This is a genomic window from Pantoea sp. GbtcB22 (assembly GCF_019091025.1).
GTDB lineage: Bacteria > Pseudomonadota > Gammaproteobacteria > Enterobacterales > Enterobacteriaceae > Pantoea > Pantoea leporis.
This window is the reverse complement of record NZ_JAGXKB010000009.1, coordinates 14,927-31,653: the sequence shown is the minus strand read 5'-3', so window position 1 is coordinate 31,653 and position 16,727 is coordinate 14,927. Positions and strand designations below refer to the sequence as shown.

The following is a 16,727-nucleotide window of genomic DNA, read 5'->3' as shown; positions in this document are numbered from 1 at the left end:
AGAACAACATGATCAACGGCATTAAGGCTCTGGATCGCTCGCTGCGCTGGGGCATGGTTGGCGGTGGCGGCACCAGCCAGATTGGTTACATTCACCGTTCGGCGGCCACGCGTGATAACAACTTCACGCTGCTGGCAGGCGCATTCGATATCAACGCCGAGCGCGGCCGCGCCTTTGGCACTTCGCTAGGTATCGAAGCCGATCGCTGCTACGCAGATTACGAAACCCTGTTTGCGGCAGAAGCGGCGCGTCCGGACGGCATCGAAGCGGTGTCGATCGCCACACCCAATAACACGCACTTCGCCATCTGCCGCGCCGCACTGAATGCGGGTCTCCATGTGGTGTGTGAGAAGCCGCTGTGCTTCACCGCTGCCGAGGCCGATGAGCTGGAACAGCTGTGTGCTGAGAAGAAGAAAATCATCGGTGTGACTTATGGTTACGCCGGACATCAGCTGATTCATCAGGCACGCGAAATGATTGCCGCAGGTTTGCTGGGTGAGATCCGCATCATCAACATGCAGTTCGCGCACGGCTTCCATAACGAAGCGGTTGAATTGCAGAACGAAAGCACCAAGTGGCGCGTCGATCCGCGCTTCGTCGGGCCGAGCTATGTGCTGGGCGATTTGGCGACACATCCGCTGTTTATCGCCGAAACCATGGTGCCGCATCTGCAGATCAAACGCCTGCTGTGCAGCCGCCAGAGCTTTGTCAAAACCCGTGCGCCGCTGGAGGATAACGCCTTCGTGATGATGGAGTACGACAACGGCGCAGTCGGCACTATGTGGGCATCGGCGGTGAACTGCGGTTCGATGCACGGCCAGAAGGTGCGGGTGATCGGTGAGAAAGCCAGCCTGGAGTGGTGGGATGAGCAGCCGAATCAGCTGCGCTATGAAGTGCAGGGCGAGCCGGTGCAGATTCTCGAGCGCGGCATGGGTTATCTGCATCCGAGTGCGCTGGCTGACGACCGTATTGGCGGCGGACATCCGGAAGGATTGTTTGAAGCCTGGTCCAATCTCTATCGCCGTTTTGCGCTGGCAATGGATGCCACCGATCGTAGCGATCAGGCATTCCTGAAAGACTTCTGGTATCCGGGCGCGCATGCCGGTTTGATGGGCGTGCGATGGGTGGAGCAGTGCGTGAAGTCTGCGGATGCGGGATCAGTGTGGGTGACGTGCTAAGGGGGCGGTAAAGAAAATGGGTCGGCATGTCCAGCCGACCCAAAATGAGCATACCGAATGACTTATCGCGTGCAAACAATGTAAACAGTAGGAGCTGTTGATTTTGAGGCGATATCTCCTACGGTGCCTAGGGTGGAATCGAAATTGCCTTTGAGGCCTTTCCAGCTATCACTCAATGCATACCAAGTGCTGATGAATCCACTTTGTGTTAACAGCGTTCTGGCTTCAACAAAGTCGCCGCCTTCCTGGGCAAATACGGCCAATTCTGCGGAACCAGCTAGATGGGCACCCATATTGTTACAAAAATCTCTCACCTCCTGAACAGGCGGTGTTACCCCAGTCGAGTCATAGGCAAGGGCAAGGTATTGATGATTGCCGGCTCTGTATACCGGAGTAATGGTCTGACTGATCGTTTTCTGAGAAGTGTTAGCCAGCAACGCTTGAACAGTGCCCTGTCTCTTATTGCTGTTCACATGCAAGCTATCAAGAGTGGCGGTCGCCGTACCTGTAGCATCAGTGAATGATTCGCTATCGATGCTACCAATATCGGTCGACCAGTTAACTTTGTAATTGGGTACCGCCTGATTTTGCGCATTTTTTACCACCACGCTAATCACTGGATTATCGCCACCAAAACCGTATACCGCGTTTTTAGAGGTTTGCATTGATGTAATCGTGGCGGTGGAGCTATCGACCACAAATTCGACTTCCGGTGCGGTAACTGGCGCGTTGGCTCCGACACTCACGCTGACAATCCCTTTGCCTGGTGCACCTGATTGCAAGGTATTATGCGATTTTCCCTCATCATCTGTGCGCTGTGTTTGCCCGTTAAGTTGGCCAAAGTTGGTGGTCCAGTTGATAAGCAGCCCTTTCACGGGATTGCCATAGCGATCTTTCACCAGTGCGGTATAGGTCGCTTTACTGGTGTTGTCCGCTGGAATTTGTCGTGCATCCACGGTCAGATCACCGGCGCTAAGGCTGGCGCTACTGGTCTCCGCCGTGAACTCCACCGCCGTCGCCGCCACCGCCGTGCCGCTACCCGGCTGCGCCGTGACGATAGCTGCTCCCAAAACCGTTGAGCTTAACGTTACCGTCGCCACGCCTGAGACGTTGGTTTTACTGCTATTCTGCGCCAGGTTGCCGCGGTCGGTGCTCCAGCTCACAGATAAATTGCTCAGCGGGTTGCCATAGGCATCCTTAATCGTTGCACTGTAAGTAATTTTCTCACCGCTATTCGCGATGGCGCTGACTTTGTCCGCCGTCACACCGCCATTGGCGATTTGTGCACTGGCGGTATCTGCCGTCACCGTCACTGGCGGTGCATTCACAGCCGCGCTGCTGTTGACGCGAGCGTTAACCTGCACGGTGCCTGCTAATGTGGCGGTGAGTGAGATAGTGGCCTCACCAGCGGTATTGGTGGTAGACGTCGTACCGCTCAGCGTTCCACCGCTGGTTGCCCAAGACACAGGCAGGTTGGCTACGGGGTTGCCGTGGGCGTCTTTCACTACGGCGCGGAAGATCGCCATGTCAAGAGTGCCCGCTGTGATGCTGGTTTTGTTTACCGTTAAATCACCGTCGCTGATGCTAGCCGAAGCGGCGTCAGCCTTGAAGTCAACCACCGGCGCATTAACCGCTGCGCGGCTGTTCACCACCGCCTTTACTTGCGCGTTACCTGCAGCCGTAGACGTTAACGTTATGGTTGCCTTACCGTCCGGACCAGTCACGCTGGCCGCACTGCTCAGCGTGCCGCGATCGCTACTCCATCCAACGGTTACGCCACTCACCAGGTTACCGGCGGCATCGATGACCCGTGCCGTATAAGACACGCTGTCGCTGCCGTTAGCCAGCGCGCTAGTTTTGTTGGCGGTGAGATCACCGCTGTCCAGACGGGCCGATGCCGCGTCGGCGACGATGTTTACCCTCGGTGCATTTGCCGGGTTGCCGTTGACCGCAGCGATGATCTGCGCCGACCCTACAGTGGTACCGGTGAAAGTAACCGTGGCCTCACCGTTGACGTTGGTGACAGACGTTGCATCGCTGAGTTTGCCAAGATTGCTGGTCCAGTTGACCTGCTGATGCGCCACTGGGTTGCCGTTAGCGTCTTTAACCACCGCCGTAAAGCGTGCTGCATCCGTGCCGCTACTCACAATGGTGGTTTTATCCACGGTCAAATCGCCGCTGCCGATTCGCGCGCTGCTGGCATCGGCGGCGAAAGTCACGAGGACGGCACTTAGCGCGGGTTTGCCAACCAGCGCTGCGCTTACACCCGCCTGGCCCATTTGGGTTGAGGTCAGCGTGACCTGGGTTTTGCCGTCTGGCCCTGTCACGCTTGTTGTCTGGCTAAGTGTTCCGAGTGAGGTCTGCCAGTTTACAACTTGTGCGGGCAGCGGGTTTCCGTTTTTGTCCTTCACAGTAATGGTGTAAGTCACGAGATCGCTGCCATCGGCCACGGCACTGGTTTTATCCACAATAAAGTCGCGCGCGTCGATGGTGGCGCTAGCGGCATCGGCGGTAAAGCTGATGACGGGTGCATCCACGGCGGCCTGCGTGCCAAGCTGTGCCTGTACCTGCACATCATGCGCCGCAGTATCTTTCAAGGTGACGATGGCAATACCGTTTTTGCCACTCTGACTCACAGCAGCACTCAATGCACCACCGTTACTGTGCCAGTTGAGCTTCACGCCCGGTACTGGATTGCCATTGGCATCCTTAATCAGCGCGCTGAAAGTGACAGAATCGCTACCATTGGCGATGGCAGTGGTTCGATCAACTGTAAGGTTACTCCTATCCAGTGCGGCGGTGGATGCGTCGGCAATGAAATTCGCCAGGGCGTTGGCGCTGCCGTTGGCGGTAGACGCGGTAACTGTAATGGTTTCTGCCGCGGTATCGGTAAAGGCGATTACCACCATGCCGTTGTCGTCGCTGATGGCCGTCAGGCTACTGCCTGCTGCGACTTGCGCGGAGCCACTCAATGCAAAGGTCACGGTCACACCCGCAACCGGGTTGCCCATGGCATCTGTCACGCGAGCTTCTGCGCGAGCAATGGCACTGCCGTTGGCCACTACATTATCCCGTGTCAGACGTAGATCGCCGTCAGCCACGGTGGCGCTACCGATGTCGCTAATTTGTTTAATGGTCAGCGGGCTCAGTTGCAGCGTATCGATGGTGGCGCTGAGTTTAACGTCTGCTGCACGCGTACCGGCGGTTAGCGTGGCGAGGTATTCGCCATTGCCTTTTTCTGTGACAGCACTCAACACCGGCGTCTTCGCGGCAGCGGTAGCCGCATGGGTGCTGGGGCGAGCACCAACACCGGCTTTCTCCGGGGCGTTGCTCAACTCGGTAGCACTTAGCGCGATGGACGCAGCCACATCGGTCACTGGCTGCTCGTTTTCATCGCGCAGCAGGATGCTGATCTGCGACGTGGCCTTACCGTCGGCAAGCAAAGTGGCAGGCGAGGCGCTCAGCGTGCTAGTGCTGGCATTTATCGCCGGGCTACTGACGTTGACCACAGTCGAGGAAACTTTCGAACGGTTATTACGTGTGTCTATGGCCACGCCGCTCAGGGTATAGCGGTTATGGCCGCCAGCGATAAAGCGCGGTAACACGATTTGGTATTGGTTGTTACCCAGGTCCTGAATGTGACCACCCGCAGCGACGATCTCGGCGTCGTTCCAGATAATTGATGCCAGACCGTACTTGCTGATGATCTTGTAATTCAGAGTCACGGTTTTACCGCTGCGACCATTGATTTCGGTCGGCAGGCCAAGTTGAATCAGCTCCTGTTTGCGATATTCCAGCACGATATTGTTATTACGCTCAACCAGCGCCATACGGTTAGCAGCTAAAGTGCGGTTTAGATTTACGGCGCTGGGATCGAGCTGGCTACTGAGCGTCTGACCCAATTGATAGTTGAACTGGAGGCCTAATTGGGATTCGCGCTGATGACCACTGGCTTTATGGTCCAGTGTGAACGACACCAATGGCACCGGGGTATAGCTCAAACCTGCGGTGAAGGCAGCAGGGTTACTTTGGCGCCTCTCTTTGCTGAACAATGCAACTTCGTCACCGTAGTATTTTTCGTACATAAAACGCCCGCCAATCGCCGGGTAGACGGGTAGCCAGGCCTCGGCCCGAAGGTCGAACCCGTTTGCCGGGCGAGCATCGTAGTCTTCAACATCTACAGAGTTGCGCCAGCTGCTCAGGCGATAATAACCATTTCCGGAAAGCTTGAGGTAGTCGCGCCAGGCTTCGGCACCAATGCCCATTCGTTTATGACTGCGACTGATGTTCTGGTCGTAAAAGGCGTTGTAGCCAAGCATCCAGCGGCTGGTGAAGTGGCGCTGGCCGAGACCGAAGTTACCAGTAAATTGACCGTCTTTATTGCGCAGGCCTTGTTGAGCGAAAAGTAGGCGGTCCGGCGTCTGATTGAGCGGTAACAGCAGGTCAAACGAGCCAGTCTGCGGCTTAAAGTGCTCATCCGTGCCAAGCTCGACGCGTGCGGTACCCCATTGTTTTAGCCATTCTTGCGCCTGGCCTACGGCGGCGCCAGTGACCTGCTGGCTGAGATAGCCGCTTAGGTTACCGGATTGATGCGCCTCAGCCAGTCCACTGGCCTGCTGGGCAGCGCTGCTGAGTGAGGTCTCTTCGCCCGGACGGATGGCGGCTTCAACAGATAATGCCCAAAAGGGGGTGAGTGCCATGCCCACCTGGACGGCAATCTGGGTAAAGATGAGCGGTCGCATCCAGCGGGATGAGGCATCGGCGCGTGACGCTGACGAACGTATGTTGTCCATAAAATTCTCGTGTTTTGGCTAAAAGGGGTCATGAAGTAGGTGAGGGGGAATTCTCACGCGGGGAGAAGTTGTTAGCGCTTGAGACGGGTCTTAAACCTTTTAAGTGATTTGAAAAAAGCAAGGCAGGAACGACTTGCGAGGAACAAGATTAAAAGGGGGATAGGACGAAAATACCGCTAGATGGACAACAACACATACGCTTACGAGGCGACCTGTAGATAGGCAAGTGTGTAAAGCGCTGGCTTGATGCGATATCAGTTCAGGCGTCATACTTGCCGTTTTTTTCACGCTTTACCTAAAAATTTGATGCCATTTTATCTTCGATTTCTCTGCGTTTTTACGCGCTTTTTGGCGCCTTTATGCGCTTTTATACCAGGCGTAGAACAATATTCCGTCTGCAACCAATAATCACACTCCTCATCATTAACCCAAAGCAATATAACAGTTTTATTTCTGTAATAGTTGAACCTGGCTTATAACTATTGTACAAATAAAAACCGTATTCATGCTGTCTTCCTGAAAATAAAGGGGCATCTTTGACGGTAATAGCAGAAAAAGAAGACATATCTTGGAGAAGTCGCATTTTGTCTCATTCGCATAAAATGCTGTCTTAGGTAATATTTTAGATCTTTAGATCGTTAAAATGCAAATGTTAAGTTTTTTATCCTAAAAAAAGATCTTAAAAAAGATCAAAGATCTGTAAATTAACCGTCGCGCTAATTTTTTTAGGGTTATATTTCAAATTAAGCACGAATAATCAAAAAAACTTTCAATAGGTTGAAAATTGTCATTTACTTAAAGCGGTCGAAGGGCTCCAACATTACTTCGATTAATGTTTTATCTGCTGTGGAAATGAAAGTTCATTGCTTGAGCAGAGACATTTTTTATGACGATTTTTGAGGCTTAATCATGAAAAGCAAGTTCGCAGTATTGGTTGCAATTACGGCTTCTCTTGGATTTATTGGCACGACAACTGCTGCTGATGGCACGATTAATTTCACGGGTACAATTACCGATAACGCTTGCACGGTGGATACTGGCTCTGCCAACCAAACCGTGAATCTGGGCACCGTTTCAAGCAAAACCTTCACCGGAGCCGGTGTCACCGCGGCACCGACTCGCTTCAACATTAATCTGACAAGTTGTCCTGCTGCGGTAACCTCGGCCAGCGTACGTTTCGATGGCGCAACCTCTGCGGGAAATAACCAAATCCTCGCTCTGAACTCAGGGCAAACTGCCACTAATGTGGGTGTCGCGCTGTATGAGCAAGACAGTTCCACTCTCATCCCTATCGCCAGCAAATCGGCTGATCGTCCAATCACGGCAGCCGGCCCTAATGTACTGACCTACATAGCGAAATATTACGCTACGGCCACGCCAGTTACTGCGGGTACAGCAAACTCCACGGCGACCTTCACCATTGCTTACAACTAAGTAGTTTCAGAGCCGCGTCATGCGGCTCTTTCTTTCGTCACGGAGAGAGATGGATGTTTAAAAAAAGTCTTTGGCCATTGGCCATGGCACTTTTGTGCCTGTCGCCTATGGCTCAGTCTGGTGTGCAGATTGGTGGCACACGCCTGGTTTATGACGGTAAAAACAAGCTGGCCGCGATAAGTGTGACTAATCCAGACGACCGTCCCTATTTGATTCAATCCTGGGTTAGCAGTCAGGAAGAGAGTGATACCGCTGATGACACTTTCATCACCACGCCCCCGCTCTTCCGCCTTGAGCCTCATAGCCAGAATTCGGTGCGCGTTATCTACAGTGGTCACACGTTGCCAGACGATCAGGAATCCGTGCACTGGTTGAATATCAAGATTATCCCGACGGTCAATCGTCAGGCCACTAACGATCTCGTTATCACCATTAAAAACAAAATGAAGTTATTTTACCGGCCCGCAGAGTTAAGCGGCGATCCCGCATTGGCTTTTACCAGGCTCAAATTTCGCCAGCGTGAGGGCAAACTCGCCGTGTTTAATCCCACGCCTTACAGCGTTTCGCTCTACGACCTGACCGTAAACGGTTCAACTATGACCAAACCGCCGATGGTGTTGCCTTCACAGGAAATCGTTCTTGGCCAAAAAGTGCACGTTGGCAATCCGGTGAGCTGGCGAGCGATTAATGATTTCGGCGGCATTACAGCAGAACAAACATTAAAAGTGGGCACCGATTAAAGGAGAGGGCCATGTCGATGAGACAAAATATACCTTTAACGCTGAGGCCTGCTTTTCAGCGCACCTTACTTAACATGGTAATACTGGCTGCAATACCCATTAATGATGTGGCTGCAGAGGATTATTTTGATCCTGACACGGTGGAACGACACAGCGGCCAGCGTGCAAATCTGGATCTTTCCACTTTTAGTCGCAGTGGGGGTCAAGCGGCGGGCGTTTACAACGCCGACGTTTACCTGAACGACAATTTTGTTGGATCAAAAAGCATACGCTTTGAACCCGGTGCGAAGGGTCTGCAGCCCCTATTAATGAAAGCCGATTTTATGCGGTGGGGCGTGAAAGAGAATGCCACACCCGCTTTCGTGAAAATCTCACCTGCGCAGGAAGTGACGAATATCGCTGCCATCATCCCGCAGGCGCAAACCCGCTTTGATTTAAACCAGCAACGCTTAAATGTCTCCATTCCACAAGAATATGTGCGACAAAACGCACAAGGGTATGTTGGCCCAGATGAGTGGGACGATGGTGTCAACGCGCTATTTATGAATTATGGCTATTCAGGTGCCAATAACTGGAGTGATTATCGTCAGGGAAGTGATAACAACGCGTATCTCAATTTGCGTAGCGGTATCAATCTCGGGGCCTGGCGCGCGCGCAATTACACCACCTATAGCCATAGTCAGGGTGATGATAAGTGGAACAGTATTAATACCTACGTTCAGCGTGACATCAAACCCTGGAAAAGCCAGCTGGTATTGGGAGAGAGCTATACACCCTCAGAGGTATTCGATAGCTTCCCCTTTCGCGGAGCTCAGCTCTACTCAGACGACAATATGCAGCCTGAAAGCTTGCGAGGATTCGCACCCGTTGTACGAGGCATTGCGCAGAGCAATGCGCAAGTTACCATTCGTCAGGACGGTAACATCATTTGGCAAGCCTATGTGCCACCCGGACCTTTCGCCATAAACGATCTTTATCCTACCTCGGCCAGTGGCGATCTTGAGGTGGTAATAAAAGAAGCGAATGGCAGCGTCCGACAGTTTGTTCAGCCATTTTCTGCGGTGCCTATCATGCAGCGTGAAGGGCGTTTCAAATATGCTTTCACGGCCGGGCAATATCGTTCAACCGGGGGATCGGCAAAAAAACCGGGCTTTATACAAGGCACAGGTATTTATGGTTTGCCTTATAGCTCAACCGTTTATGGTGGATCTATCCTGTCGGGTGATTACACGTCAGCATCGGTTGGTGTGGGGAAAGGTCTGGGGTTATTGGGTTCGATTTCGCTGGACGGAACATTCGCCAATGCTCGTTTAATGGAAGAAACTCATCGCGGTGGCTCATTTCGTTTTCAATATGCAAAAGATTTCGCAATGAGCGGCACCACTTTTACTCTGGCTGGCTACCGTTATTCCACCTCTGGTTATTACGATTTTAATGAAGCTAATGGCTATTACGCGAATACACTGCCGCCGGGTTTCCGGGGTAATCCCAACAACCGCAATGAAGTTGAACAAGCCCGACGCGAATGGCGAAACTGGCGTTATAGCCATAACAGACGCAGTAAATCCCAACTCAACGTTAATCAATCGTTGGGTGATTATGGCAGTCTTTTTCTCTCCGCTTACCAGCAACAATATTGGGGCGTGACAGAAAAGGAGCGCAGTTTGACGCTGGGCTATAACACCAGCTTCAACGCCATCAATTACTCCTTTAACTACAGCTATTCACAGACGCCGTTCTACACCAACCACGATCAAATTTTTTCGCTGGCGGTGCAGATTCCCTTTGACCGATTTTTACCCAAAAGCTGGCTGAACTTCTCGGGCAGCACCGACAATCGCGATAAAACCACTGGCGCGGTGGGGTTGTCAGGCACTGCACTGGCAGACAATAACCTGAGCTATAGCGTGCAGCAGGGTTACACCAATCAAGGGGTTGGCGCCAATGGCAATGCGTCAGTCAACTATAAAGCACGCTTTGGCGAATACCAGGCTGGCTATAACTACTCGCGGAATACCCGACAACTGAATTACGGCGCAACGGGCGGCATTGTGGTGCATCCCTATGGTGTGACTCTGAGCCAGCCGTTAGGTGACACCATGGCGTTAGTGCGCGCTGAAGACGCGGAAGCGGTTCGCGTGCTCAACCAAACCGGCGTGCTGACTGATGGCAGAGGTTATGCCGTCGTACCTAACGTAACACCTTATCGCCGCACCTCGCTTTCGCTTGATGCCAATTCGCTCGGCGATAACGTCGATCTGCTGAGTGACAGCCAAACAGTGGTGCCTACGCAGGGGGCCGTAGCATTAGCCAATTATCCCACGGTATCGGGGGCAAAAATGGTCGTCACCTTGCGTGGGCGTCAAGTGCCGTTCGGCGCACGTGCCAGCGTTGCCAACGGCGAAACCCTTTCGCATGGCATCGTTGATGACAAACAACATGTTTACCTCAGCGGCGTGCCCGCAGCGGGCGTGGTTAAGGTGAACTGGAAGGGCGGCGAATGTCAGGCTCCGTTTACGTTAGGAAAGGCTCAGTTTGGTGTCAATTCTGTGACGGCACAATGCCGCTAAAGGAAACATTTATGCGTTTATTTCTTTTATTACCGAGCATATTTTTTATTGGGTTGTACGTTAACTTTGCGCAGGCTTATACCTGTACTACCACCACAGCAGCGACAACAATTTCTCCACCTGCGATAGTGATTCAACGGGATTTACCGGTAGGATCGTTGATTGGCAGCCAGATCACCTCGGGTGCGGTGAACACGTTTAACTGTACTAACACGGCGCCGGCGTTGACTTACCAAAGTGTGGGCGTAAAAGGCACCGGTAACTATGTCACGACCATTGGAGGCAGACGAATTTACAGCACCAATATTGCGGGGATTGGCTTTGCTATCGGTGGCATTTCAGTGAACAACTGCAATAACTTTAGTGGCTGGGTTGATGGAACCAGTACGGGAGATGGTAATGCGAACAATAGGTTGCTGTGTTCGGTCAATGGCTTAATGGCGGGACAACCTCTGCGCGAGCAAGCGTTGCTGCAGTTCTATAAAACCGGACCAACCGGATCGGGGATGGTCACCGCGCAGCAGGCAGGATCGTTTATTTTGCATAACAACCAGGCGTTCTGGCATTCACCGGAATCAACTATTCTTATGAATGGTTTTAGTGTCACAACGCTGGCGTGTTCAGTCAGTAATACTGCCATCGCCGTGAATATGGGCAATGTGGATAAGCGTGCGTTCAGTGGGACGGGCAGTTCACCCGATGCCAGCTTTACGCGTAATTTTACCCTTCCGCTTAACTGTAATGCCGGCACCCGCATCAATGTGAAAATTGATGGAAATGCCCAAAACTCCGCCAATGGGGTATTAAATCTGACATCAGGTGCCAATACGGCAAGTGGAGTGGGCGTGCAGCTGCTGTTTAACAATGCGCCTGTGCAACTGGGCACTAATATTGTTGCCGGAACCTCGGCCAGCGCGGGGAATTATAACATTCCGCTTCAGGCGCGTTATTACCAAACGACCGCAACCATTACACCCGGCACAGCTAACAGTTCCGCGACTTTCACACTGACCTATCAATAAATAATCTTCCCCCTGGCGGGGGAAGATTGTCAGTGATGACTCACCGATAGATCACTTCAACAGCTTTAATATGACCCGATGATTGCACGCTGACATTGCCGAGTTGAAACGGCAGCGTCTGCTGTTGCTTATTGAATCTAATCTGACGCACTTTATCGACACCATTCTGGCTACATTGAACTGCGGCATGCTGGCTATTGGTCGTCGTCGTACAGGCAGGCTCAACTATCGCACCGGTAAAGGAAACGGTACCGCCCTCAGCCAGAACGGCTTGGGCAAATAGCAAACCAGAAAATAATACGAATGCTGTTTTCATCGGTCTTCTCCTGGTGGTGGCATAAAGAAGAACGACAAGTTAGGACCAAACTTTAATTAAAAATGGCGATAGTGAAAAAATATCCCCCTTAATGCGATCGCAGGTCGCTGAGGAAGCGCTGCGCGCGCGGGTGCTGCGGCTGGGTGAAGAACTGTTCTGGCTGTGATTTCTCCAGAATCTGTCCCTGGTCCATAAACCAGATGGTATCCGCCACCTCACGGGCAAAGTTCATTTCGTGGGTCACGCACATCATCGTCATCCCTTCCTGCGCCAGACCGCGCATCACTGACAATACTTCGCCGACCATCTCCGGATCGAGCGCCGAGGTCGGTTCATCGAACAGCATCACCGGCGGCTTCATCGCCAGCGCGCGGGCAATCGCCACGCGCTGCTGCTGGCCGCCGGAAAGCTGCGCCGGATAAGCATCGGCTTTATGCGCTAAGCCCACGCGCTCCAGCAATTCACCCGCCTGACGACGCGCTTCGCTGCGCTTTACGCCCAGTACTTTCATCGGCGACATCATGATGTTCTCGGCCACCGTCACATGCGGGAACAGGTTGAAGCTCTGAAACACAAAGCCGATGCGCGTGCGCAGCTGATTGAGGCGCGTGCTGCTGCCGTGAATATCGGTGCCATCAAACACAATCTGGCCGTCATCGATCGGTTCTAAACGGTTAACGGTGCGGATCAGCGTCGATTTGCCCGAGCCGGAAGGGCCGCACACTACCACCACTTCGCCGGGATTAATCTCGGCGCTCAGGTTGGTCAGCGCCTGATACGCGCCGTACCATTTATTAACCTGATTAAACATGATCATCGGTCCCATGCGGTTTCCTTATTGCGAAGAGGTTTTAGTCAGCATCACTGCGGGCGCCATGCTGGGCGTTGGCTGCGGTGCTTGACGACGTTTCTGCGCAATGTGCGCTTCGAGTTTATTGGCCAGCCAGGTGAGGCTGAAGCAGATGAGGTAATAGCTCAGCGCCACAATGGCGAACACCTGAAACGGTTTGGTCAGCAGCTGATTACTCACCTGATTGGCGGCAAAGGTCAGCTCCGGCACGTTAATCACATAGCCCAGCGTACTGTCTTTGATAATTGACACCAGCTGGCTAACCAGGCTGGGCAGGGTGTTGAACAGCGCCTGCGGCAGGATCACCAGACGCAAAGTTTTCAGATGGCTCATGCCGAGCGCGCGTGAGGCTTCGTATTGGCCGTGCGGCAGCGCCTGAATGCCGCCGCGCACGATCTCGGCGATATAGGCACTCTCATAAATCACCAGCGTACACAGCATGGTGGCGAAACCGCTGATGTTGTGGCCAATCAGCAGCGGCACACAGAAGTAGGTCCAGAACACCACCATCATTAGCGGGATGCCGCGCAGCAGGTAAACCCAGCCGGTGGCGGGCCAGCTCAGCCAGCGCCACGGCGACAGACGCGCCAGGCCCAGCAGCACACCAATCGGAAACGCCAGCAGCACCGCCAGCACCGAGATCAGCAGCGTACAGAGCACGCCGCCAATCGGACCGTTCGGGTATTGGCCCATCAACAGCAGCATGCCGTTGTCATGCAAAATGGTGAACATCTCAAACATCGCCATTACCTCGCATAGACGCGCTGGAAGCGGCGGGCCAGCAGTGCGCCAAGGCCCATCAGCAGCAGGGAGAAGAACAGATAGCCCACGGTCGCCACGATGTAGGATTCGAAGGTACGGAACGTTTGGTTCTCAATATCGCGCGTTACATAGGTGAGATCCGCCACGCCAATCACCATCGCCAGGCTGGTGTTTTTAAACAGCAGCACCGTGTGGTTGATCATCGCGGGCATCGCATTGCGAATGCCCTGCGGCAGAATAACGCCGTGCATGGCGCGCACGTAGCTCATGCCGAGTGCGCGCGCGGCTTCGTTCTGCCCGTCGGGAATGGCGCGCAGGCCGCTGCGGATATCTTCGGAGAAGTACGCCGCCTGACATAGACCCAGCGCGGTGAGGGAGAACAGGAACTCGGCGTTGTAGTTGTTGATCCACATCTGCAGCGCTTCCGGCAGCAGCGTAGGAATGGCGAAGTACCACATCATCAACTGGATCAGCGTCGGCACATTGCGGTGATAAGAGACATAGGCTTTGACCAGCCCAACCGCGATGCGGTTTTCAGTCAGGCGAATCACCACCAGCAGCAGCGCCAGCACCATCGCCAGCAGCCAGGCACCCAACGCCAGTTCAAGGGTGAACACCGTTCCGTCAACGATCATCTGGCCGTATTGGCCGGTTATCACACTGCTGAAATCGAGAGCCATTCTGTTACCTCATCTTCGCCTGCTACGCGCTGTGCTCGCCCGGTCGCATGGTGGAAAGACCGCCCGGCACCTGTAATGTCGGGGTGATTTCGATGTTGCCGATATTTACCGCCAGCGGTGCCGCGAGCGCGAAAGCAACGCAGTCGGCGATATCTTTGGCCTGCGGCAGTTCAAAGCCATCAATGAAGCGGCGGCGCGCCTCTTCGTGATCGCCTGACACGTTGCCGAAGATATCGGTGGCGACGCGGCCCGGACAGATTTCGGTGATGCGCACGCGCGCGCCGTAGCAATCGACGCGCAGCTGGCGCGAAAGGGCATGCACGCCGGCTTTGGTGGCGTGATACACCGAGTTGCCGTTGAAGTTGTAGATGGCAGCAATCGAGGTGATGTTGAAGACGTGGCCACGATCGCGCGCCACCATGCCCGGCACTAGCAAACGGCACAGATGCAGCACCGCGCGCAGATTGACGTCCACCTGGGTTTCAATCACGTTCTCGTCTGCATTGAGGATCGAGCCCGGATGCGACAGGCCAGCGTTATTCACCAGAATGTCGATTTCGAGATCCTGGCACAGCGCGGTCAGCGCCTTTATGTCACTGACATCCACCGCATGCGGAATACAGCCGGTACGATCGGCCAGCGCTGCCAGCTGCTCTTTACGGCGCGCCACCGCGTGCACGGTGATGCCCTCCTGGCACAAGCGCTCAACAATCGCTTCGCCCATTCCCGCCGATGCGCCGGTCACCAGCGCGGTTTTGTAATCTGAAAATGGCATCTGCCTCTCCTCGTTATGGCGTCTTTTGACTGTATGCAGTTATGCCGCAAGGGCATAAGACATAAAAATTTTGAGGCAATAAGCGCCCCTTATAACCCCGCAGGGCTGCCATTCATGGCGACTGAAACATCAACACGTCCTCGCCATACTCCACCGCAGACAAATGCTCTACCGCGAACGACTGCACCGTGCCGCTATCCGGGCTGATCACCGGCACATACAGCGGGCCAACCTGCACCAGCGCCACCACCGCACCGGCCTCGATGTGCTGGCCGGGCGCGACAAAATCCTGCGGACTATGCGGATGGCGGCGCAGCAGCGTGCCGGGCATCGGTGCGACGATGCGTTGCGGGATGAGGGGGTTTTCAGCGGCGGGAAGCGTGACAGGCGCGGGCGTGGCTGGCGTGGCGGCGAAGGTCAACCGCACTGACCAGTGCTTGCCATCGAGCGCCAGGCTGTTCAGCCCGGAGGATTGCATCTTGCGCGCCAGCGCACGCAGCGTCGGCAGCGGTATTGCGGTTTTATCCATGGAATTCCCGTCAAAGCGAAACACGCCCGCCTGAGCGGGCAAAATCGTAATCTAGCGCGTTCGAAATACGGGCAGTAAGAGGGTTTCGCTTTGCGGCAATAAGCGGGACTTATCCCACCAACGTCAAAGGATGATTCTCAACGTTGCGGCGCGACATCAGCGACAGCAGGATCGATTTCACCGCTTCAGCCGGCTGTGACAGCGGCAAGTGATCCGACATGCAGAACGACAGCGACACCTGCACATCCGGATCGACGATCTTCGCCATCCACGCATCGCCGCTTTTCAGCATCGCGCGCGCGGCGGATTCCGGCATGATGGTGGTGCCGAGACCGGCGCTCAGGGCGGCATTCAGCGTGGTTTGCGACTCGATCTCGCATTTCACGCGGTACTGCAGATTGTTGTGTACGAAGGCATCGTCGAGCACTTTGCGCATGATGTTGTAGACGCGCGGCAGGAACAGATCGTATTGCGCCACCTGCGCCAGCGGGATCTCTTTCACCGGTTGCGCGAGGCTGAACGGACAGACGAAGTAGAGATCCTCTTTCATCAGCGGCATAAAGCGCAGACCGTGAATGGTGCGGTGATCGTAAATTACCGCCATATCCATGCGACCATTCATGATCAGTTCGCTCAGCGTGGTGCCGAAGTTCTCATTGAAGTAGAGCACGATGCCGGGATGTTGCTGCTGCACTTCCATCATCAGCGGTAATGCGAGGTTTTGTGCCGCGGTGCCCGGCGCTAAGCCCACTGAGACGCTGCCGCTCAGTGACGCGCCGACCAGCTCAATGGCACTTTGTGCCTGCTCGCACTGGCGCAAAATCGCCTGCGCGTGGGAATAGAGCGTTTTCCCGGCTTCGGTCGGCGTTACGCCGCGCTTGGTACGAATGAGCAGTTGCTGATTCACTTCCCCTTCCAGCGTAGCCAGCTGCTGGCTCAGCGCGGGCTGGGCAATATGCAAAATATCGGCGGCCTGGGTCAGGCTGCCCACATCAACAATTTTAACAAAGTACTTCAGGCGACGAAGATTCATGAACGCTTCCTCCAACAGAACGCATAGCGGGTATCAAGCAAAGTT

The 16,727-nt window shown here is 54.2% G+C and carries 13 protein-coding genes; 5 read left to right on the top strand and 8 right to left on the bottom strand.

Annotation, left to right across the window (positions count from 1 at the left end; translation table 11 throughout):
- The first annotated feature begins 8 nt into the window (after window positions 1-8).
- Window positions 9-1,178 (top strand): Gfo/Idh/MocA family protein, encoded by a 1,170-nt coding sequence (locus KVT28_RS21470; protein WP_217549988.1) that lies wholly within the window; start codon window positions 9-11, stop codon window positions 1,176-1,178.
- 62 nt (window positions 1,179-1,240) lie between these two features.
- Here KVT28_RS21470 and KVT28_RS21465 read toward each other — a convergent pair whose 3' ends face one another.
- Window positions 1,241-5,971, bottom strand: a complete 4,731-nt coding sequence (locus tag KVT28_RS21465; RefSeq protein WP_217549986.1) for an Ig-like domain-containing protein — start codon at window positions 5,969-5,971, stop codon at window positions 1,241-1,243.
- A 909-nt stretch (window positions 5,972-6,880) separates the two neighbouring features.
- Between KVT28_RS21465 and KVT28_RS21460 the strand changes: the two genes are divergently transcribed.
- From KVT28_RS21460 to KVT28_RS21445, 4 genes are read left to right on the top strand one after another with little or no spacing between them, the layout of a single operon-like run.
- Window positions 6,881-7,405, top strand: a complete 525-nt coding sequence (locus KVT28_RS21460; protein WP_101762319.1) for a fimbrial protein — start codon at window positions 6,881-6,883, stop codon at window positions 7,403-7,405.
- A 53-nt stretch (window positions 7,406-7,458) separates the two neighbouring features.
- Window positions 7,459-8,145: a molecular chaperone gene (locus KVT28_RS21455; RefSeq protein ID WP_101762318.1), complete on the top strand. Its 687-nt coding sequence runs from the start codon at window positions 7,459-7,461 to the stop codon at window positions 8,143-8,145.
- An 11-nt stretch (window positions 8,146-8,156) separates the two neighbouring features.
- Entirely contained in the window at window positions 8,157-10,715 is a 2,559-nt protein-coding gene (locus KVT28_RS21450; protein WP_217549984.1) for a fimbria/pilus outer membrane usher protein, read from the top strand.
- A gap of 11 nt (window positions 10,716-10,726) precedes the next feature.
- Window positions 10,727-11,737: a fimbrial protein gene (locus KVT28_RS21445; RefSeq protein WP_217549982.1), complete on the top strand. Its 1,011-nt coding sequence runs from the start codon at window positions 10,727-10,729 to the stop codon at window positions 11,735-11,737.
- Between the two features lie 40 nt (window positions 11,738-11,777).
- On the opposite strand, the gene KVT28_RS21440 is transcribed toward KVT28_RS21445, so the two are convergent.
- From KVT28_RS21440 to nac, 7 genes are all read right to left on the bottom strand, one after another.
- Window positions 11,778-12,053: a hypothetical protein gene (locus tag KVT28_RS21440; protein ID WP_101762315.1), complete on the bottom strand. Its 276-nt coding sequence runs from the start codon at window positions 12,051-12,053 to the stop codon at window positions 11,778-11,780.
- Window positions 12,054-12,141: 88 nt separating this feature from the next.
- Window positions 12,142-12,879 carry an amino acid ABC transporter ATP-binding protein gene (locus KVT28_RS21435; protein WP_101762314.1) on the bottom strand — a complete coding sequence of 246 codons (738 nt, stop codon included), beginning with the start codon at window positions 12,877-12,879 and terminating at the stop codon, window positions 12,142-12,144.
- A 9-nt stretch (window positions 12,880-12,888) separates the two neighbouring features.
- Window positions 12,889-13,644 (bottom strand): amino acid ABC transporter permease, encoded by a 756-nt coding sequence (locus KVT28_RS21430; protein WP_101762313.1) that lies wholly within the window; start codon window positions 13,642-13,644, stop codon window positions 12,889-12,891.
- Window positions 13,645-13,649: 5 nt separating this feature from the next.
- A complete protein-coding gene (locus tag KVT28_RS21425; RefSeq protein ID WP_217549980.1) occupies window positions 13,650-14,345 on the bottom strand; it encodes an amino acid ABC transporter permease in 696 nt (231 codons plus the stop codon).
- A 22-nt stretch (window positions 14,346-14,367) separates the two neighbouring features.
- Window positions 14,368-15,120 (bottom strand): SDR family oxidoreductase, encoded by a 753-nt coding sequence (locus tag KVT28_RS21420; protein WP_101762312.1) that lies wholly within the window; start codon window positions 15,118-15,120, stop codon window positions 14,368-14,370.
- A 112-nt stretch (window positions 15,121-15,232) separates the two neighbouring features.
- Complete coding sequence (locus KVT28_RS21415; protein ID WP_101762311.1) at window positions 15,233-15,649, bottom strand: acetyl-CoA carboxylase biotin carboxyl carrier protein subunit; 417 nt, start codon at window positions 15,647-15,649, stop codon at window positions 15,233-15,235.
- A 109-nt stretch (window positions 15,650-15,758) separates the two neighbouring features.
- Window positions 15,759-16,682: a nitrogen assimilation transcriptional regulator NAC gene (gene nac, locus KVT28_RS21410; RefSeq protein WP_049851333.1), complete on the bottom strand. Its 924-nt coding sequence runs from the start codon at window positions 16,680-16,682 to the stop codon at window positions 15,759-15,761.
- Window positions 16,683-16,727: the final 45 nt, after the last annotated feature.